Source organism: Streptomyces sp. NPDC044106 (assembly GCF_056433985.1).
Map to the genome: position 1 here is coordinate 64,163 of NZ_JBWKFZ010000010.1, position 19,417 is coordinate 83,579.

Genomic DNA, 19,417 nt, shown 5'->3' on the forward strand with positions numbered 1-19,417 from the left:
AACTGGGATGCCGGGTGGACGCCCAGGGCGGGGGGATTACCCTGCGGGCATGACGTCGCTCTCTCCCGTCTCGCCCTACGACAACCTCTCGCCGGTCGCCCAGGCCGCCTACCGCGCCCGCGGCGCCGCCGCCACGCTCGCGCCACTGCCGCGCGCCGCCAAGGACGACGCGCTGCTCGCGATCGCCGACGCCCTGGAGGTTCGGACCGCCGAGATCGTCGAGGCCAACGGCAAGGACGTCGAGCGCGCCCGCGAGGCCGGGACCGACGAGGGCATCGTCGACCGGCTCACCCTCACCCCCGAGCGGGTCCGCGCCATCGCCGCCGACGTGCGCGACGTGGCCGCCCTGCCCGACCCGGTGGGCGAGGTCGTCCGCGGCTCGACGCTGCCCAACGGCATCGACCTGCGCCAGGTCCGCGTCCCGCTCGGCGTCGTCGGGATCATCTACGAGGCCCGCCCGAACGTCACCGTCGACGCCGCCGCCCTCTGCCTGAAGTCCGGCAACGCCGTCCTGCTGCGCGGCTCGTCGTCGGCGTACGCCTCGAACACGGCCCTCGTGCGCGTCCTGCGCGACGCGGTGCACGGCGCGGGACTGCCCGCCGACGCCGTCCAGCTCGTCCCCGGCGAGAACCGCGACTCCGTGCGCGAGCTGATGCGCGCCCGCGGCCTGGTCGACGTCCTCATCCCGCGCGGCGGCGCCTCGCTGATCAGGACCGTCGTCGAGGAGTCCACCGTCCCGGTCATCGAGACCGGCACCGGCAACTGCCACGTGTACGTCGACGCCGAGGCCGACATCGACATGGCCGTCGACATCCTGATCAACTCCAAGGCCCAGCGCCCCAGCGTCTGCAACGCCGCAGAGACGCTGCTCGTGCACCGCGACATCGCCGACGCCTTCCTGCCGCGCGCCCTGGACGCCCTCGCCGAGGCAGGCGTCACCGTCCACGCCGACGAGCGCGTCCTCACGTACGCGGACGCCACCAAGGCCACCGTCGTGCCCGCGACCACCGAGGACTGGGAGACCGAGTACCTCTCGTACGACATCGCGGCCGCCGTCGTCGACACCCTGGAGCAGGCCGTCGAGCACATCCGGCTGTGGACCTCCGGGCACACGGAGGCCATCGTCACCACCTCGCAGCGGGCCGCGCGCCGCTTCACCCAGCTCGTGGACTCCACCACGGTCGCCGTGAACGCCTCGACGCGCTTCACCGACGGCGGCCAGTTCGGCTTCGGCGCCGAGATCGGCATCTCCACGCAGAAGCTCCACGCGCGCGGCCCGATGGGCCTGCCCGAGCTGACCTCGACCAAGTACATCGTGACGGGCGACGGCCACGTGCGCTGAGCGCCCGCCGGGTTGAACGCCGTACCGGTCGAATTCCCTTACCGGCTGCCCAAATTGCCCCCTCCAGGTCTACTCTGGAGGGGTGCCGGAGGACGTGGGGGGCACGCCGTCGTTCCCTGACGGCTGGGAGCCCGACGACGAGCGCGACCACGGGGGTGCGGACGAAGAGTTCGCCTCCGTGGTCTTCGACGAGAACTTCGTGCGGGCCGCGGAAGTCCATGAACCCTCCGCCGTGGAACGGCTGTTGGCCGCCGCGCAGGCACGCGCGGACGCCTCCGAGGCCGAGGCCCGCCGGGCCCGCATGCGAGGCCGCGGCGCCGACGCGACGGACGACGAGCTCCACGAGGACGGCTTCGGCCCCGACGACGGCGTCTTCGGCCGGGACGACGACCTCGACGAGGCCTACGAACACGACCCCCTCATCGAGACGTACGGCCGCCCGGGCCGCCACCCCGGCCGGATCCGCTGGCACCGCCCCATAGCGTGGATGCTCGCCCTCCTGATGGGCATCGGCATGGTCGCCCTCGCCTTCACGGCCGTCTACCGCGGGGCCTCGGGCCGCCAGGACCAGATGCCATCGCCCGCCTCGACCGAGGTCGGGCGGAGCACCGGCGAAAAGGTGTCGTCCGCCCCCTCCGACTCGGCCGAGTTCAGCCAGCCGACGGTGCCCGCGGTACCCCACAGACCGTGAGCGCGACCCCGCCCGGCCAGGCACATCGCAGCCGTACCCGGCCGTGAGGAGTTGTCGGAACTTGTCGTGTACCAGGGCGTTTACCTGACGGCCGGGAGACCTACCCTGAAGGTATGGGCGGTCCAGGAGATCCACCGGCGGGGATGCCCGAGGGCGCCCCAGGCGGCGGCGAGGACGAGTACGGATCGGTTGTCTTCGACGAGTCGTTCGTCCGCGCTGCCCGCCTCCAGGAATTCTCCGCGCAGGAGCGTCTCGACGACCACACCCGGGCCGTACGCCGCCGCCCCGGACTCCACAAGACCCTGTCCCGGCAGCTCGTGATCCTCGTCGTGCTGATCGCGGCCGCCTTCGGCACGGCGATCTACATGGGCGTACGACAGCCGTACCAGTCCCCGGTGGCCAGGCACCCCGAGCCGCTGCGCATGACGGTCGTCCCGCTCGCCCCCGCGGACCGCGTGCCCGGCTCCGGAAGCGTCGCCGACCTCTACGCGCACAGCCCGGCCGCACAGTTCCGGATCGGCGCGGGCGGCATCAACCTCCCCGCGGTGCGCCGCACTTCGCATTTCGCGGACAGCCAGGTGATGGCCGCGCTGATCACCGCCAAGGACTACCTGGTCGAGTCCTCGCTCGACCCGGACGTGCTCACCGGCGACTCGGCGCGCTCCGTGCGGATCCTCCTCGACCCGGAGCAACTGCGCCAGTTCGACCGGAGCCTGGCCCGCCCGGTGACCGACGGGCGGCACGCGGCCACCGGCTGGCTGGTGCGGTTCGACCCGGCGCGGACCGCGCTCGCCGACAAGCGGGTCAGGACCGACGGCACGCTGCGGGTCGCCGAGGCCGACAAGAACACCCTCGAAGTGATCTCGGACCACACGTTCGTGTACGCGCTGCGGCCGGTCGCCCGCAGCACCGGCGAGGACCGGGCCGAGGCGTCCCTGTTCACCGTCCGCCGCGCGCTGCACTTCCGCTTCGACCGCGACGACCTGCGGATGCACCGGGCCGAGCTGATCACCTCCACCATCGAGGCGGGACCGCTCGCCTGCGCCTCCGACACGGCGGGCCGGCTGCGGCCGCTGCTCGCGGGACAGAAGGCGAAGGCGGGCGGCCCGGCAGGCACCGATCCGTACGCGACCGGGGACGCGACGGCGCTGTGCGGCTCACTGGCGGCGACCGCACAGCCCTCGCTTCCGGCCTCGGCCCCGACGTCGTCGGCGGCGGTGTCGTAGGGGGGCTGCTCGCAGCGTGCCCCGTGGGGCTACTTGCCGCCGTCGTCCCGCCGGTCATCACTCCGCGCGTCCCCGCCGCCCTGCCCGGTGAACTTCCCGCGCAGCTTGCCGCCCAGGTCGCCCGCGCCGCCCGCGATGTCGTTGACCAGCTTCATCAGCGGGTCCTTGCTGTTGCGCACGTCGTCGGCGTATGACGACGCCGACTGCCGGAAGGAGTCGGAGACCGAGGTGTCCTTGTCCTCGTCGCGGCGCGGGTAGTGGCCGTCCATGATCCGCTGGAAGTCGCGGGTCTCAGCCCACTTCTTCAGCTCGGCGGCGCGCACCGTGGCGAAGGGGTGGGTGCGCGGCAGGACGTTGAGGATCTTCAGTACGGAGTCGCGCAGGTCGCCCCCGGCCTCGTACTCCTCGGCCTGCTCCAGGAACGCGTCCACGTTCATCTCGTGCAGGTGGTTGCCGCCCGCGAGCTTCATCAGGCCGCGCATCGACGCCTTGAGGTCCTGTCCGACGAGCAGCCCCGCCCGGTCCGCCGACAGCTCGGACTTGCGGAACCACTCGCGCAGGGCCGTCACGATCGCCATGATCGCGACATTGCCGAGCGGGATCCACGCGACCTTCAGCGCGAGGTTCGTGAGGAACAGCAGGATCGTGCGGTAGACGGAGTGGCCGGAGAGGGCGTGGCCCACCTCGTGACCGACGACCGCCCGCATCTCCTCCTCGTCGAGCAGCTCCACGAGGCCCGTCGTCACGACGATGATCGGCTCGTCGAGGCCGATGCACATCGCGTTCGGGTTCGGGTCCTGGTTGACGTACATCGGCGGGACCTTCTCCAGGTCCAGGATGTAACAGGCGTCCCGCAGCATGGTGTTGAGGTGCGCGAACTGCGCGTCGGACACCCGCACCGAGTCCGAGAGGAACAGGAGTCTGAGGCTCCGCTCGGGCAACAGTCCGCTGAGCGCCTTGAAGACGGTGTCGAAGCCGCTGAGCTTGCGCAGGGCCACCAGGGCGGAGCGGTCCGCCGGGTGCTCGTAGGCTCGTGACGAGATGCCGGGGAAGCGCCTGCGCTGCCGGCTCGGCACGCGCTCCTGGCCCTCGCCGTCCCCGCGGTGGTTGTCGTCGGTCATGCCGCATCCCCCATGTGTCGTCTCCTCCTGCCCCCGAGGTTTGGCCCAGCCTAGGCGGAGATACCGTGACAGGGCAGCACACAGAAGGAGTCATCCGTCATGGAGCACAACCCCGGAGCCGACTGGCTCACCGAGGCGGCCAAGGCCGCGGAGCGGCAGGGTCCGGGCAATCTGCTGCGGATCGTGCTGATCGTCATGGTCGTCGGATGCGTACTGGTCGGCTGGTTCCTGCTGCGCGGTTACCGCCAGAGCAGCGACAGCGGTTCGGTCCGCGGCGTGGAGCACATGCCGCAGGGCGCGCGCGGCGCAGGCAAGGACGGCGTGCCCGGCGAAGACAGCGCGGGCGGCGAAGACGGCGAAGACAGCGCGGGCGGCGCGGGTACGGGCAGCACACCGCGCAGTGCGCCGGAAAGCACGTCCGACAAGAGTGCCGACCACCGCAACGGCTGAGTCGGCGTAAGGCGGAACGAGCCCCCCGCTTACGATGGGCCGGAAATCTTTATGTCCATCCCACCTCCGGATAGGTCCTGCCTGAGATGAGCCTCCACAGCAACGCCGCCCAGCTGGTCACTCTCGCCTCCGAGGGCGGCGAGCACGGCGGCAACCACGAAAGCCTCAGCCCTCTCCTCACCGGCGGCGGCGCGTTCGTCGTCCTCCTGCTCCTCCTGTGGATCACCACCCGCTTCAACCGGGACCGCTGAGCGGGGAGCGTCCCGAACGGGACCGCTGAAACAGGGCCCGTCCGCCGGGCCGGTAGGGTCTGCACGCATGGGAGAGCAGGACATGCCTACCGGTCCGGAGACCGGTCCGGTGAGCAACGGCAAGCGCCGCCTCGGCGTCATGGGCGGAACGTTTGATCCGATCCACCACGGACACCTCGTGGCGGCCAGTGAGGTCGCCGCGCAGTTCCACCTCGACGAGGTGGTGTTCGTGCCGACCGGCCAGCCGTGGCAGAAGAGCGACAAGCAGGTGTCACCCGCCGAGGACCGTTACCTGATGACGGTCATCGCGACCGCGGAGAACCCGCAGTTCTCCGTGAGCCGCATCGACCTCGACCGCGGCGGGGCGACCTACACGACGGACACGCTGCGCGATCTGCGTGCCCTCAACCCCGATACGGACCTCTTCTTCATCACGGGCGCCGACGCCCTCGGCCAGATCCTCACCTGGCGGGACACGGAAGAGCTGTTCTCCCTCGCGCACTTCATCGGGGTCACCCGGCCCGGCCACACGCTGGCCGACCCCGGACTTCCCAAGGGTGGTGTCTCCCTGGTGGAGGTGCCCGCCCTGGCCATCTCGTCCACGGACTGCCGCGCGCGGGTCGCCGCCGGGGACCCGGTCTGGTATCTGGTGCCCGACGGCGTGGTGCGTTATATCGACAAGCGTGAGCTGTACCGCGGCGAATGAGCCGAGAGGGGCACCGGTGAACGACCGACAGTACGACCCTTATGCGGGCAGCGACCCGTATGCGGGCGAGTACGCGGCTGATCAGTACGAAGTCGTCGGGTACGACGAGTACGGGCGACCGGTGTACCAGCAGGTGCGGCCGCAGCAGCCCCAGCAGCCGCAGGTGCCTCAGCAGCAGGCGTACGGGTACGACTCCTACGCGGGCGGGCAGCAGCAGGGGTACGACGCCGGGGCCTACGGGGCCGGCCCGTACACCGGCGGCACGGGCTACGACGCGTACGGCACCACCGGGGCCTCGTACGACAGCGCCGGGACTTCGTACGACAGCAGCGGAACCTCGTACGACAACAGCGGCGCCCCCTACGGCACGGCGGCGGTCCAGGACACCGGCTGGATCCCCCAGCAGCAGCAAGCGCCGCAGCAAGCGCAACCACCGGCCCCCGTCGCTCAGCCGGAGCCCGAGCCGGAGCAGGGGCGCGAGCGGCCGGGTGAGTACAAGACCGAGCAGTTCTCGTTCATCGAGGAGCCGGACGAGGACTCCGAAGACGTCATCGACTGGCTGAAGTTCACCGAGAGCCGCACCGAGCGGCGCGAGGAGGCCAAGCGGCGCGGGCGCTCCAGGGTCGTCGCGCTGGTCGTGGTGCTCGCGCTGGTCGTCGCGGGCGGCGTCGGCTATCTGTGGTTCGCGGGCAAGCTGCCGGGCCAGTCGGACGGCGGGGGCGGCCCGGCCGCGGCGTCCGGACCGCAGAAGCGCGACGTGGTCGTCGTCCACCTGCACAACACCAAGGGCGGCGGCACCTCCACCGCGCTCCTGGTGAACAACGCCACCACCAAGCAGGGCGCCACCGTCCTGCTGCCCAACTCCCTCGGCGTCTCGGACGACGACGGTACGCCGACGACGCTCGGCAAGTCCGTCGACGACGACGGCTCCACCGGCACCCGCGAGGCGATCGACACGGTGCTCGGCACCGAGGTCGAGGGCACCTGGCGCCTGGACACCCCGTACCTGAACAACCTCGTGGAGCTCGTCGGGAACATCGACGTCGACACGGACACCGACGTGCCCGACCCCAAGGCGAAGAACGGCGAGGCGCCCCTCGTCAAGAAGGGCGAGCAGCAGACCCTGAGCGGGCCGATGGCCGTCGCATACGCCACCTACCGCGCGTCCGGCGAAGCCGAGTCCGCCCAGCTCAACCGGTTCGGCCAGGTCATGCAGGGCATCCTGCGCAAGCTCTCGTCGGACCCGCAGGCGGCCACGACCACCGTCCAGTCACTCGCGCAGATCCTCGACCCCTCGCTTGAGGAGAAGGACCTGGGCGCCTTCCTCGCCAAGCTCGCCGACCGGGCGAAGGGCGGCGACTACAGAACGACGCTGCTGCCGGTGCGGCAGGACGGCACACTGACCGAGCAGGCCGGTGACACGGTGGTCAAGGACGTCCTCGGCGGCGCGGTGAAGAGCCCGGAGAAGGGCGCGGCCGTGCGGGTCGGCGTCAAGAACGCCTCCGGGAAGAAGGCCGCGGCCCAGGACGCCCGGGTCACCCTGGTCAACGGCGGCTACACCTTCATCGACAGCGGCGCGGGCAGCACGGCCGAGGCCACCTCGCAGGTCACCTACGCCGACGCGGCCAAGAAGACGCAGGCCACCGAGGTCGCCAAGACCCTCGGCCTGCCGGCGAGCGCGGTCCGCAAGGGCAGCACGCCGCGGAACGCCGACGTCTTCGTGGTCCTCGGCCAGGACTACCGGAAGGGCTGAGGGAGGCCGTGCGGGGGCGGTGACGTAATCGTCTGGGGCTCTGTCGGTGGTCCGTGAGACCCTGGGGGTGTATCCACCACCCGAAGGAAAGCTCACTAGTGACCGCCACGGACCGCTCCACCGAGCTCATCACCGTCGCCGCCCAGGCGGCTGCCGACAAGCTCGCGCACGACATCATCGCGTACGACGTCAGCGACGTGCTGTCGATCACGGACGCCTTCCTGCTCGCCTCCGCGCCCAACGACCGCCAGGTCAAGTCGATCGTCGACGAGATCGAGGAGCAGCTGAACAAGCAGCTCGGCGCCAAGCCGGTCCGCCGTGAGGGCGACCGCGACGCCCGCTGGATCCTCCTCGACTACGTGGACATCGTGGTGCACGTCCAGCACAGCGAGGAGCGCGTCTTCTACGCGCTCGAGCGCCTGTGGAAGGACTGCCCCGAGATCGACCTGCCCGAGGACGCCAAGGCGACCCGCGGCAAGGCCGCCGAGCACGCCGAGCAGCGGGCCGCGGAGGAGGCCGACCTGGACGGTGAGCTGCGGTGACCAACCGCGGCTGCCGGATCATCCTGTGGCGGCACGGCCAGACCGCCTGGAACCTGGAGCGCCGCTTCCAGGGCTCCACGGACATCGAGCTGACCGAGACGGGCGTCGCCCAGGCCAAGCGCGCCGCCCGTCTGCTCGCCTCCCTGAAGCCGGACGCCATCGTCTCCTCGGACCTCAGGCGCGCGGCCGCCACCGCAGGTGAGCTCGCCGCGATCACCGGCCTCCCCGTCGCGTACGAGGAGGGCCTCCAGGAGACGTACGCCGGGAAGTGGCAGGGCCTGACGCACGACGAGATCATCGCCCGCTTCGGCGACCAGTACGCCGCGTGGAAGCGCGGCGAAGCGGTGCGCAGGGGCGGCGGAGAGCTGGAGACCGAGGTCGCCGACCGCGCCGCTCCCGTCGTCCTGCGCCATGCCGAGAAGCTCCCGGAGAACGGCACGCTGGTGGTGGTCAGCCACGGCGGCACCATCCGCACCACGATCGGCCGCCTCCTCGGTCTTGAGCCCCACCACTGGGAGGGGCTCGGCGGTCTCACGAACTGCTGCTGGTCGGTCGTGGGCCAGGGCGCGCGCGGCTGGCGCCTGCTCGAGCACAACGCCGGCACTTTGCCGGAACCGGTGCTCGGCGACGACGACTGAGCCCTGCGGAACCACTTCGGAACCGCTCCGGCGGGCGGCCACCCCCGGATTTCACATTCCGGCTGGTCGCAGGCTAAAGTTCTTCTTGTTCGCCCGCCGAGCGGGAAGAACACCAGGGGCTATAGCTCAGTTGGTAGAGCGCCTGCATGGCATGCAGGAGGTCAGGAGTTCAATTCTCCTTAGCTCCACAGTCCCGGAAATCCCGTCCCCGTCAGGGGGCGGGATTTTCTTGTGTCCCCGAAGCCGCCGCTGCCGCCGCCACCGCCGTCGTTCTCAGCCGGTGCAGCCGCGCCGTGTGCCGTCTGCTCTCCTCGTCGTCCGGGGTGTAGACGACCATCCGGCATTCCGGCATCCCATCGATGCTCAGGGAGACGGATGTCATGCGCAGCTCACCTACCGCGCGGTGCCGGACGGTCTTCACGCGCGGTCCCGGAAGTATCACGTCGCCGCTGTTCCAGAGCTCCGCGAAGTACGGGCTCGCGGCGGACAGCCTGCGCAGAAAGCTCTCCCAGGCGGGCTCGCCCACATGCGGGCCGTAGGCGCTGCGCAGGGTGGCCACCATGACTGGCAGCTCCGAGTCGCGGAAGACCAGCGGGCACTCCTCGGCCGGCACGGTGAACAGCGCCCACAGCACGTTCGGGACGCCGGTGCCGGGGGCCTGGGGGAGGAGGAAGAGGGCGCGGTAGGCGGGGTTGGTGGCGAGGATGTCGTACCGCGCGTTGTAGACCACCGCGGGCTGGGGGTCCATGGCGTCGAGGATGCCCTGGATCTCCGCGTCCACCGCCTGCGCCGCGGCCTCGCGGCCCGGGGCGTACGGCACCTCGGCCAGGTGGTAGAGATGCTCGCGCTCCGGCTGGTCGAGGCGCAGGGTGCGCGCCACGGCGTCCAGGACCTGGGGCGAGGCGTTGATCGGGCGGCCCTGTTCGAGCCAGGTGTACCAGGTGACGCCGACCCCGGAGAGCTGGGCGACCTCCTCGCGGCGCAGCCCCGGCGTGCGGCGGCGCAGGCCCGGGGCCATCCCCACGTCGGCCGGTGTCACCCGGGCCCTGCGGCCGCGCAGGAAGGCGGCGAGCTCGGAGCGGCGCCGCCGACCCGCGGCCGGGCGGCCCCGCGCGGGCGCTCCCGTATCCCCTGGTGCGCTCGTCATCGTGGTCACGTCCCCCATCGTCCCTGCCCGCCGCGGTCGCTGACAGGTGCTGTCAGTACCAGCATCGGCGGGCTCTCGTCACCCGTACCGAACCGCCTCCACGCTCGTGGCATGACGACGACCTCCCCACCCGCACCCGCGGGCTCAACTCCCGTAACCAGTAAAGCGCCCGGCACTGACAACCGGCCCCGGCTGCTGCTCCCGATCGTGCTGGCCGCCCAGTTCATGGCGTTGCTCGACGTCTTCATCGTCAATGTCGCGGCGCCCACCATCCGCGGCGAACTGCACGCGTCCGGGGCAGAGTTGCAGCTGGTGGTGGCCGGATACACCATCACGTACGCCGTCCTCCTGATCACCGGCGCGCGGCTCGGCGACCGCGTCGGCCACCGCCGGGTCTACCTGGCGGGGCTCACGGTCTTCACGGCGGCCTCGCTCGCCTGCGGACTCGCCCGCAGCGCCGACGCGTTGATCGCCTTCCGGCTGCTGCAGGGCGCGGGCGCCGCGGTCCTCATCCCGCAGGTGCTCAGCCTGATCCAGCGGAACTTCGCGGGTGAGGCGCGGACGAAGGCGCTCGGCGCGTACGCGGCGGTCCTCGCGACCGGCGCCGCCGCGGGGCAGGTGCTCGGCGGGGTCCTCGTCAGCGCCGACCTGTTCGGCACCGGCTGGCGCCCGGTGTTCCTGGTCAACGTGCCGGTCGGGGCGGTCCTCCTCGCCGTGGCGGTGCGGATGCTGCCGCGCGACGACCGCGGGGAGCGGGCGGCGGGCCGGGCACGCGGGCTCGACCTGCCCGGTCTTGTGCTGCTCGGCGCCGCCGTCTCGCTCTTCACGGTGCCACTGGTGCTCGGGCAGCAGAAGGGCTGGCCGCTGTGGTCCTTGCTCTCGATGACCGCCGCCGCGGTCTGCTTCGCGCTCTTCTGCGCGTACGAGTCCCGGCTCGCCCGGCGGGGTGGGGCGCCGCTGATCGCGCCCCGGATCCTGCGGACGCCGGGCGCGGGCCTCGCGGTCTTCCGGATCTGGGCCGTGATGGCCGTCAACGGAGGCTTCCTGTTCGTGCTCACCCTGCACGTCCAGGGCGGCCTCGGCCACAGCGCGCTGCGGGCCGGTCTCACCTTCGCGCCGACCGCCGCGGTCTTCGGCCTGGTCGGCCTGACCTGGCGGCGCTGGCCGCAGGCGGTCCAACGCGTCCTTATCCCCGGCGGTTTCGCGCTGACCGCGGTGTCGACGGCCGCCGTGGGGCTGCTGCTCAGGGACGGCGGTGACGGCGGACCCGGGCTCTACGCGGCTCTCACCGGAGTGGGCGCGGGGCTCTCCCTCGGCTTCAGCCCGACCCTCACCCGCACGCTCGCCACGGTGCCCGCCGAGGACGCGGCGGACGCCAGCGGCCTGCTCGCGACGGTCACCCAGCTCGGTCAGCTGACCGGTGTCGCCTGCTTCGGCGCGCTTTTCCTGAACCGGTTTGAGTCGGCAGGTGCACCTGGGGCGTATACCTCGGGGAGCGCGCTCTTGGTGTGCGCCTACGCGCTGGCTGCGGTGGCCGCGCTCGGTGCCGTGTCCGGACTGGTACGAATGCGTCGCTGACCGGTCCGCTCGGAGCGTGGCAGAATCGGACGGCCGGAAGGAGACGCAGCCCGACGGGAGGGAGAGCGCGATGCCTGCGAGCATCCTCGGAGAGGCCGACCGCCTCTTCGAAGCGGCGGCCGTACGAGAGCGTGCCGCGCTCCGCACGCTCCTCAACTGCCCTTCCTGCGGCTCGACCAACGTCGCCCAAGTTCTGGGTGACAATGGCGGAGTCTCGTACGTGTGTACCGCCTGCGGCCACAGCTGGAGCTGATCGATGGGTGCACACAGGCGGAAATGCGACTGGTGCGGCAGTGGCACACCGATCGTCCGCGACATGGAACCGGTCAACCCGGACTATCAGTACTGGTGCGAGGAATGCGCACGGGCGCTGATCATAAAAGGCGATCCCATCGAGACGTACCGCGAACTCGAAGGGGAGCCGATCTACGGCCGGCTGCTTGACGAGCACTGCACGCTCAAGCGGTTCTACTCGTTCGCCACCGCGTGAGCGCCACCAGGAGGAACCCGAAAGCGGTCACTACGTAGAGGGCCGACAGCGTCATCTGGCCACAGTTCTGGGCGAGTTCGCGCCGTCCCGCTCCGTGCGGCACCCACCACAGGGCGTACGAGCAGAAGACCAGGCACGCGGCTCCGGTGCCGGCCCACCGCGCCCGGCCGCCCCGGCGCACCGCCTCGGACCCCAGGAGCAGCACCATCGGCACGCACCACACCCAATGGTGCGACCACGACACCGGGCTCACCAGGAGCGCCGTCGCCGCGCAGGCGAGCGCGGCCCAGGCCCGTTCCCCGCGCAGCGCGGCGGCCACCGCGACCGCCAGACCGAGCACCCCGGTCACGGCCGCGGCGAGGGCCCAGCGCGCCCCGGGCTCCCCGGTGTGCAGCGACCGGGCGAGGACGCCGCGCACCGACTGGTTCGCGGTGTCCTCGGCGAACCCGACCCGGCCCGCCTGGAAGACCATCCGCGTCCAGAAGCGCCGCGAGTCGTACGGCAGGACGGCGGCCGTGAGGAGCGTCGCGCCGGCGAACGAGACGACCGCCACACAAGCGGCGCGCACCGCCGGCCGCCACGGTCCGCTCCGCAGGGCTTCGGCGGCGCCGGTGAGCAGCAGGAACGCGGCGAAGAGCGCGGGGGTGAGCTTGATCGCCGCCGCGATGCCGATGCCCGTGCCCGCCCAGCGGTGCCCGGGGTGCCGGGACAGGTCCCACAGGACGAGGACGGCGAGCAGCAGATTGATCTGCCCGTAGCGCAGCGTCGTCCAAACCGGCTCGCACCAGACGGCGAGGGCGGACACCCAGAGAGCACCCTCCACGCGCGCGCGGCGCTCGCCGTGGATCAGCCGCAGGGAGAGGTGCGCGAAGCCGACCAGGAGCAGCAGGTTGGCCAGGGTCGCGAGGGCGCGCAGGTCCGCCGTGGCGAGGAGCGTCAGCGGGGTGAACAGGAGCGCGGCGAACGGCGGGTAGGTGGTCGGCAGATGGGCCTCGGTGGTGCGCAGGGCGTAGAGGTCGCCGCCCGCGCGCACGGTCGCGCCCTCGGCCCGGTAGACCATCAGGTCGATCATCGAGACGTCGGCGGCGCGCTGCGCGAGCCAGAAGGCCGTGAAGGAGAGCAGGCAGGCCCCGGCGGCCAGCGGCACGCGGCGGCGGACGGCGGCGAGCGCGATCACGGTCACGAAGGCTGACAGTACCGGCCGTATCCACCCAGACCGGAAACGATTTGGTGGAGCACGGGTATGACCGTGTAATGTTGGCGGAGCCGCCGGGGGAACCGGGCGGACAGGCAAGGGGCTATAGCTCAGTTGGTAGAGCGCCTGCATGGCATGCAGGAGGTCAGGAGTTCAATTCTCCTTAGCTCCACAGGATATGAGCGGGCCACCCGGATCGGGTGGCCCGCTTTTTCGTCGTGATCGGGATCCGGCCGTCACCGCTCCGCCGTCACCGCCCTGCGCCGCGCCGTCACTGCCGTCCGCTGCCGAGCGCCCTGCGGCGCCGGCCCGGCGGGAGCGCCGCGGGCAGCGCCGATCCGGCTCGCGGCGTGGTCTTCGCGGGCTCCTCGATGCGCAGCGCGAGTGCCGGGCAGCGGCGCACGGCGCGCGCGGCGCGTGCTTCGGAGTAGCGCGGTACGGACGCTTCCGCCACCGAAGGGAAGCCGTCCGGGCCCAACTGGATCAGTTCGGGGACGATGTCCGCGCACAGCCCGTGGCCCTGGCAGAGCGTCCAGTCGACGGCCAGTGTGCGGCCGCTTGGCGCCTCGGCCGGGGGCTCGTCCTCCTGGAGGGGCAGGAACCCCTCGACGGGACGGCCGCAGCCACTGCCCAGGACGTGTGCCGCGAGGTCGTCCGTGAACGTCGAGACCGTCGACTCCAGGAAGGCCGCCGAGCCGTCCGGGTGCTTGCACGCCCCGCGCCGCTTCACCGCCCGGGTCACCTCGCGCAGCGCTTCTAGAGCGGTCGGCCCGCCGCCCTTAAGGACGTCCGCGAGGCCACGGGCCGCCGCGGGGAGGCCGAGGTAGCAGGGGCCGCACTGCCCGGCGCTCTCGCCGGCCAGCCACTTCGCGACGCGCAGCGACTCACCGAGCGCACAGGTGCCCTCGCCGATCGGCAGGATCGCCCCGGCGCCGAGCGCGCCCCCGCAGGCGTCCAGGGACGCGCGTGAGACGACCGCGTCGTGTGCCGTGATGCCGTCGAGCCACTTGCCGTGATAGCCGCCCGTGAGCACCCCCTGGGGCAGTGCGGGGGCACCGGCGAGCTGGAGGACGTAGCTCAGCGGCACTCCGGTGGGCACTTCGACGACCATCGGCCGGGCGACCGCTCCGGAGAGGGTCAGCAGGACAGTGCCGGGCTCGTCGCGCAGTCCGGTGCGGCAGTAGCGGTCGGCTCCGGTCCGGGCGGCGACGGCGAGCTGGGCGAAGGTCTCCGCGTTGGAGAGCAGGGTGGGGGCGCCGCCCACTCCGGAGTCGGACGTACGCGCCTTCCGCCCCGGGGGCAGCGGCGGGCCGCCGTCCGCCGAGCGGACCAGGGCGGAGGACTCCCCGGTGACCATGCGCACCGGATTGCGCTGCACGCGCGCGCGAAGGGCCGGTCCGCGCCGGTCGCCGAGGCCCCGCTCGGCCAGGGCGGTGCGCATCGAGGCCTCGGTGGAGTCGCGCGTCACGCCGATGACGAGGGTGCGCGCCCCCAGGGCCTCGGCGGCGAGCAGGGCGCCGTCCAGGATGAGGTGCGGGGCGCGGTTGAGCAGGACGGTGTCCTTGCGGCAGGCGGGCTCGTCCTCGCTGCCGTTGACGACGACCACGGGGCGTACGCCGCGACGTATCGCCGCGTCGGCGACGGCCCGCAGCTTCTGGGCGAACGGGAAGCCCGCGCCGCCCCGGCCGCGCAGCGCGATGTGCTCGGCGAGCCGGGCGAGCGGTTCGCCCGCCATGGGCTCCAGGGGGCCGTGCACCTTCAGGTGCATGGCCAGGTCCAGGCGTTCGACGAGATCGAAGCCCGAGGTGAGCAGGGGCAGGCCGACGACGCGGACCTCGGGGACGTCGGGCAGCGGCGCGTTCACGGATGGCCTCCGGTGGCGGCGTTCCAGGGCTCGCCCGAGCTGGGGGCCCGAAAGGGCCGGGGCAGCGGCTCGGTGGCGGGGCCACTGTCGTACGCGGGGTCGAGGGGGGCGTCGTACGAAGGGTCGTGGACGGGCTGGGGGATCGTGCCGTAGGTGGGCTGAGGTGCGATGTAGGGGGACTCGGTGGGCGGCGGCGGGCAGGGGGCGGGCCAGCGGGCGTCGGGTGCGGTGCGGGGGGCGGGGACGGCGGCGTGCGGGGCCGGGGCGTCGGGGGCCAGCGCGTGGTAGGCCGCCGAGATGCCGATCGCCGGGTCCGGTGCGGAGGCGGTGTCCCGCGCGGGAGGCTCTTCGCGGGGCGGGACGGGGGGTTCCGGTTCGAGCAGGGCCAGGATGCGCGCGGCGACCTTCCGCTTGACCGGGAGCGGCGCCGTGCGCAGCGCCAGGGCTCCGGCGACCGCGACCAGGCACAGGCAGTACAGGGCGACCACCCACGGCTTCGGCTCGCGGCCCGCGTACAGGCCGTGGACGAGCGCCGAGCACCAGGCCGGGTAGGCCAGCATGTGCAGCGCGCGCCACCGTGACGCGATGCGCGCGGGGGAGGCGAAGGCGCTGCGCAGGGCGCCGGTGACGCCGGTGGCGATCATGAGCAGGCCCGCGAGGGAGCCGAGCCCGATGAGCCCGGCGCTGCCGGTGACGCCGAGTCCGAACGGCATGACCGCGCCGAACAGTGACACGTGGTCCAGGGCGACCTTGACGGTGCCGTGCAGCAGCAGGAAGCCGATCGCGGAGACCGAGGTGGCCCGGTGCACGGCTTGGGCGAGCAGGCGCTGGCGCGAGCGCAGGAACAGGCGGTCCGTGGCGACCAGGCCCCAGACGACGGCGGCGGTGAGCGAGACCAGGGACAGCACACCGGCGGTGAAGTCGAGGGCGGCCCGTAATCCGTCGCTGCCCGCGAAGACGAGGACGGGTATCAGGAACAGCGCTCCGGCGCTCAGCGCCCGCGAAGGCGGAACGGATCCGAGGGAAGAACGCGAAATCGAACGTGGAGACGGTCGGGGCTGGGAACGGCTCTTGCGGTGCGGGTGCAGAGGGTTCATGGGGCGACTCCGAAATGGTTCGGTCCCGCCGCATGCTAAGTCGCTCCATACCGGTGGGTACGAGGTTTGAGTTATTGCGTTGTTATCAAAGCGCGACACGATCTTGGTGTTGCCCCGATAATGGGCGGTACGCGGAGTAACCCTTGGCCAAGGGCTGGGGTCGCCGCGTGTTCCTGGCGGCGCCCGGGAAGGCCGTCGCGGGCCGCACGGGCGCTGCGGTACCCTGACGCCATGCGTGCCGTACGCCTTCTGCTTAGCGGGCCGCGCTGATCAGTCCCCACCGCCGGTGAATAGCGGTGGGAATCGGCGCGGCGTCCCCTCCTGTGCGAGGGGCATTTTTGTTTGACCCGCCCGGTCAATTCCGCAGGCAGAGACGATCGATGGAGCTTTGAGGATCATGAGCGAGACGAATTCTGCTGCCGCTTCCGAGGTGGCCGCGCCGCACCGCTATACGGCCGCTCTGGCCGCTGAGATCGAGGCACGCTGGCAGGACTTCTGGGACGCCGAAGGCACCTACGAGGCGCCGAACCCGAGCGGCGACATGGCCGCGCGGAACGAGGCGGAGGCCGCACTGGTGGCCAAGCCCAAGAAGTTCATCATGGACATGTTCCCGTACCCCTCCGGAGCGGGCCTGCACGTCGGCCACCCCCTGGGCTACATCGCCACGGACGTCTTCGCGCGCTTCCAGCGCATGACCGGGCACAACGTCCTGCACACCCTGGGCTTCGACGCCTTCGGCCTGCCCGCCGAGCAGTACGCCGTCCAGACGGGCACCCACCCGCGGGTCTCCACCGAGGCCAACATCGCGAACATGAAGGCCCAGCTGCGCGCGCTGGGCCTGGGGCACGACAAGCGGCGTTCGTTCGCGTCGATCGACCCCGAGTACTACAAGTGGACCCAGTGGATCTTCGTCCAGATCTTCAACTCCTGGTACGACGCCGACGCGGGCAAGGCCCGTCCGATCGCCGACCTGGTCGCGCAGTTCGAGAGCGGTGACCGCGCCGTACCGGGCGCCACGCGCGCGTGGAGCGAGCTGGACGCCGCGGAGCGCGCCGAGGTCCTGAGCGGATACCGCCTGGCCTACGCCTCCGACGCGCCCGTCAACTGGTGCCCCGGCCTGGGCACCGTCCTGGCCAATGAGGAGGTCACCGCCGACGGCCGCTCCGAGCGCGGCAACTTCCCCGTCTTCAAGGCCAAGCTGCGCCAGTGGAACATGCGCATCACCGCCTACGCCGACCGGCTGCTGGACGACCTGGACGCGCTGGACTGGCCCGACGCCATCAAGCTGCAGCAGCGCAACTGGATCGGCCGCTCCGAAGGCGCCCGCGTGGACTTCCCCGTGGGCATCGAGGGCGACCGGATCACCGTATTCACCACCCGTCAGGACACCCTGTTCGGCGCGACCTACATGGTCCTGGCGCCCGAGCACGACCTGGTCGACAAGGTCGTCCCGGCCGCCTGGCCCGAGGGCACCCACGAGGTGTGGACCGGCGGGCACGCCACGCCGGCCGAGGCCGTCGCCAAGTACCGCGCCTTCGCCGCGGCCAAGTCCGACGTGGAGCGCCAGGCCGACGCCAAGGAGAAGACCGGCGTCTTCACCGGCGTCTACGCCACCAACCCGGTCAGTGGCGAGCAGGTCCCCGTCTTCATCGCCGACTACGTCCTGATGGGCTACGGCACCGGCGCGATCATGGCCGTCCCCGCGCACGACAGCCGCGACTTCGCCTTCGCGCGCGCCTTCCACCTGCCGATGCGCTGCGTGGTGGAGCCGTCGGACGACCGCGGGACCGACCCCAGGACGTGGGACGACGCCTTCTCCTCGTACGAGGCGAAGCTGATCAACTCGTCCAACCAGGAGATCTCGCTGGACGGCATGGATGTCGAGGGCGCCAAGGCCCGCATCACCGGCTGGCTGGCCACCCGCGGCATCGGCGAGGGCACCGTCAACTTCCGCCTGCGCGACTGGCTGTTCAGCCGCCAGCGCTACTGGGGCGAGCCCTTCCCGATCGTCTACGACGAGGACGGCGTCGCCCACGCGCTGCCCGAGTCGATGCTGCCCCTGGAGCTGCCGGAGGTCGACGACTACTCCCCGCGCACCTTCGACCCGGACGACGCGGACACCTCTCCGGAGACGCCGCTGTCCCGCAACGAGGACTGGGTCAACGTCACCCTGGACCTGGGCGAAGGACCCAAGCAGTACCGCCGTGAGACCAACACCATGCCCAACTGGGCCGGTTCCTGCTGGTACGAGCTGCGCTACCTGGACCCGCGCAACGACCAGCGGCTGGTCGACCCGGCCGTCGAGCAGTACTGGATGGGCCCCCGCGAGGGACAGCCGACCGGCGGCGTCGACCTGTACGTGGGCGGCGCCGAGCACGCGGTGCTGCACCTGCTGTACGCGCGCTTCTGGTCGAAGGTCCTGTTCGACCTGGGGCACGTCTCGTCGGCCGAGCCGTTCCACAAGCTGTACAACCAGGGCATGATCCAGGCGTACGTCTACCGGGACAGCCGCGGCTTCCCGGTGCCCGCCACCGAGGTGGAGGAGCGCGACGGCAAGTTCTACTTCGAGGGCGAGCCGGTCAAGCGCGAGCTGGGCAAGATGGGCAAGTCCCTGAAGAACGCCGTCACGCCGGACGAGATCTGCGACGAGTACGGCGCGGACACCCTGCGCCTGTACGAGATGGCGATGGGCCCCCTGGACGTCTCCCGCCCCTGGGACACGCGCGCGGTGGTCGGCCAGTACCGGCTGCTGCAGCGGCTGTGGCGCCTGATCGTCGACGAGTCGACCGGCGAGGTCACCGTCGCGGACGTCGCCGACGCCGACATCGACGAGGCGACCCTGCGCGCCCTGCACAAGGCGATCGACGGCGTCCGCCAGGACCTGGACGGCATGCGGTTCAACACCGCCATCGCCAAGATCACCGAGCTGAACAACCACCTGACGAAGGTGGGCGGCACGGTGCCGAGGTCGGTCGCGGAAACCCTGGTCCTGCTGATCGCGCCGCTGGCCCCGCACATCGCCGAGGAGCTGTGGCGCAAGCTGGGCCACACCGACTCGGTCGTCCACCGGGACTTCCCGGTCGCCGACCCGGCCTACGTCGTGGACGAGTCCGTGACCTGCGTCGTGCAGATCAAGGGCAAGGTCAAGGCGCGCCTGGAGGTCTCGCCCTCGATCTCCGACGCCGAGCTGGAGAAGGTGGCCCTGGCCGACGAGAAGGTCGTCGCCGCGCTGGACGGCGCCGGGATCCGCAAGGTGATCGTGCGGGCGCCGAAGCTGGTGAACATCGTCCCGGCATAGCCGCATCGGGGTCTTCCCCTACGGGCAG

The 19,417-nt window shown here is 71.7% G+C and carries 18 protein-coding genes and 2 tRNA genes; 15 read left to right on the top strand and 5 right to left on the bottom strand.

The annotated features are described in order from the left end of the window. Positions 1-49: 49 nt before the first annotated feature. The 3 genes from AC07DI_RS19325 (at position 50) to AC07DI_RS19335 (ending at position 3,259) form a co-directional block, all read left to right on the top strand. The gene (locus tag AC07DI_RS19325) at positions 50-1,342 is read left to right on the top strand and encodes a glutamate-5-semialdehyde dehydrogenase (RefSeq protein ID WP_478905341.1); all 1,293 of its coding nucleotides are present in this window, start codon (positions 50-52) and stop codon (positions 1,340-1,342) included. An 82-nt stretch (positions 1,343-1,424) separates the two neighbouring features. Continuing rightward, entirely contained in the window at positions 1,425-2,033 is a 609-nt protein-coding gene (locus AC07DI_RS19330; RefSeq protein WP_478905342.1) for an SCO2584 family spore wall biosynthesis protein, read from the top strand. 113 nt (positions 2,034-2,146) lie between these two features. Beyond that, positions 2,147-3,259, top strand: coding sequence for an SCO2583 family membrane protein (locus tag AC07DI_RS19335; RefSeq protein WP_478905343.1), 1,113 nt, complete (start codon positions 2,147-2,149; stop codon positions 3,257-3,259). Between the two features lie 29 nt (positions 3,260-3,288). Here AC07DI_RS19335 and AC07DI_RS19340 read toward each other — a convergent pair whose 3' ends face one another. After that, positions 3,289-4,380 (bottom strand): M48 family metallopeptidase, encoded by a 1,092-nt coding sequence (locus tag AC07DI_RS19340; protein WP_384260246.1) that lies wholly within the window; start codon positions 4,378-4,380, stop codon positions 3,289-3,291. Between the two features lie 99 nt (positions 4,381-4,479). Here AC07DI_RS19340 and AC07DI_RS19345 point away from each other — a divergent pair, with 99 nt between their 5' ends. The 7 genes from AC07DI_RS19345 (at position 4,480) to AC07DI_RS19375 (ending at position 8,908) form a co-directional block, all read left to right on the top strand. Next, positions 4,480-4,830, top strand: coding sequence for a hypothetical protein (locus tag AC07DI_RS19345; RefSeq protein WP_478905564.1), 351 nt, complete (start codon positions 4,480-4,482; stop codon positions 4,828-4,830). Between the two features lie 86 nt (positions 4,831-4,916). Then, the gene (locus AC07DI_RS19350) at positions 4,917-5,081 is read left to right on the top strand and encodes a hypothetical protein (protein ID WP_150184080.1); all 165 of its coding nucleotides are present in this window, start codon (positions 4,917-4,919) and stop codon (positions 5,079-5,081) included. A gap of 67 nt (positions 5,082-5,148) precedes the next feature. Further along, positions 5,149-5,787, top strand: a complete 639-nt coding sequence (gene nadD, locus AC07DI_RS19355) for a nicotinate-nucleotide adenylyltransferase (protein WP_384260243.1) — start codon at positions 5,149-5,151, stop codon at positions 5,785-5,787. 16 nt (positions 5,788-5,803) lie between these two features. Then, positions 5,804-7,540: a LytR C-terminal domain-containing protein gene (locus AC07DI_RS19360; protein ID WP_478905344.1), complete on the top strand. Its 1,737-nt coding sequence runs from the start codon at positions 5,804-5,806 to the stop codon at positions 7,538-7,540. A 98-nt stretch (positions 7,541-7,638) separates the two neighbouring features. After that, the gene (rsfS, locus tag AC07DI_RS19365; protein WP_384260238.1) at positions 7,639-8,082 is read left to right on the top strand and encodes a ribosome silencing factor; all 444 of its coding nucleotides are present in this window, start codon (positions 7,639-7,641) and stop codon (positions 8,080-8,082) included. Continuing rightward, the gene (locus AC07DI_RS19370) at positions 8,079-8,720 is read left to right on the top strand and encodes a histidine phosphatase family protein (RefSeq protein WP_384260236.1); all 642 of its coding nucleotides are present in this window, start codon (positions 8,079-8,081) and stop codon (positions 8,718-8,720) included. The genes rsfS and AC07DI_RS19370 overlap by 4 nt, the downstream gene beginning before the upstream one ends. Before the next feature lie 115 nt (positions 8,721-8,835). Beyond that, positions 8,836-8,908 (top strand) — tRNA-Ala (locus AC07DI_RS19375). 23 nt (positions 8,909-8,931) lie between these two features. On the opposite strand, the gene AC07DI_RS19380 is transcribed toward AC07DI_RS19375, so the two are convergent. Continuing rightward, positions 8,932-9,867 (bottom strand): helix-turn-helix transcriptional regulator, encoded by a 936-nt coding sequence (locus AC07DI_RS19380; RefSeq protein WP_478905548.1) that lies wholly within the window; start codon positions 9,865-9,867, stop codon positions 8,932-8,934. A gap of 111 nt (positions 9,868-9,978) precedes the next feature. Here AC07DI_RS19380 and AC07DI_RS19385 point away from each other — a divergent pair, with 111 nt between their 5' ends. The 3 genes from AC07DI_RS19385 (at position 9,979) to AC07DI_RS19395 (ending at position 11,935) form a co-directional block, all read left to right on the top strand. Then, a complete protein-coding gene (locus AC07DI_RS19385; RefSeq protein ID WP_478905345.1) occupies positions 9,979-11,445 on the top strand; it encodes an MFS transporter in 1,467 nt (488 codons plus the stop codon). A 70-nt stretch (positions 11,446-11,515) separates the two neighbouring features. Next, the gene (locus tag AC07DI_RS19390) at positions 11,516-11,698 is read left to right on the top strand and encodes a hypothetical protein (protein WP_384260231.1); all 183 of its coding nucleotides are present in this window, start codon (positions 11,516-11,518) and stop codon (positions 11,696-11,698) included. Positions 11,699-11,701: 3 nt separating this feature from the next. Continuing rightward, a complete protein-coding gene (locus AC07DI_RS19395) occupies positions 11,702-11,935 on the top strand; it encodes a hypothetical protein (RefSeq protein ID WP_016643127.1) in 234 nt (77 codons plus the stop codon). Here the strand turns inward: AC07DI_RS19395 and AC07DI_RS19400 are convergent. Beyond that, positions 11,904-13,118, bottom strand: a complete 1,215-nt coding sequence (locus tag AC07DI_RS19400) for a glycosyltransferase 87 family protein (protein ID WP_478905346.1) — start codon at positions 13,116-13,118, stop codon at positions 11,904-11,906. The two genes, AC07DI_RS19395 and AC07DI_RS19400, sit on opposite strands and share 32 nt — an antisense overlap. Before the next feature lie 111 nt (positions 13,119-13,229). On the opposite strand from AC07DI_RS19400, the gene AC07DI_RS19405 reads away from it, so the two are divergent. Continuing rightward, a tRNA-Ala gene (locus AC07DI_RS19405) sits at positions 13,230-13,302 on the top strand. A gap of 99 nt (positions 13,303-13,401) precedes the next feature. Here AC07DI_RS19405 and AC07DI_RS19410 read toward each other — a convergent pair. Together AC07DI_RS19410 and AC07DI_RS19415 are read right to left on the bottom strand one after the other, a co-directional pair. Further along, a complete protein-coding gene (locus tag AC07DI_RS19410) occupies positions 13,402-14,994 on the bottom strand; it encodes an NADH-ubiquinone oxidoreductase-F iron-sulfur binding region domain-containing protein (RefSeq protein ID WP_478905347.1) in 1,593 nt (530 codons plus the stop codon). Further along, positions 14,991-16,091, bottom strand: coding sequence for a ferric reductase-like transmembrane domain-containing protein (locus tag AC07DI_RS19415; RefSeq protein WP_478905348.1), 1,101 nt, complete (start codon positions 16,089-16,091; stop codon positions 14,991-14,993). Before AC07DI_RS19415 ends, AC07DI_RS19410 begins: the two co-directional genes overlap by 4 nt. A 397-nt stretch (positions 16,092-16,488) precedes the next feature. Here AC07DI_RS19415 and leuS point away from each other — a divergent pair, with 397 nt between their 5' ends. Further along, positions 16,489-19,389, top strand: coding sequence for a leucine--tRNA ligase (leuS, locus tag AC07DI_RS19420; RefSeq protein WP_478905349.1), 2,901 nt, complete (start codon positions 16,489-16,491; stop codon positions 19,387-19,389). Positions 19,390-19,417: the final 28 nt, after the last annotated feature.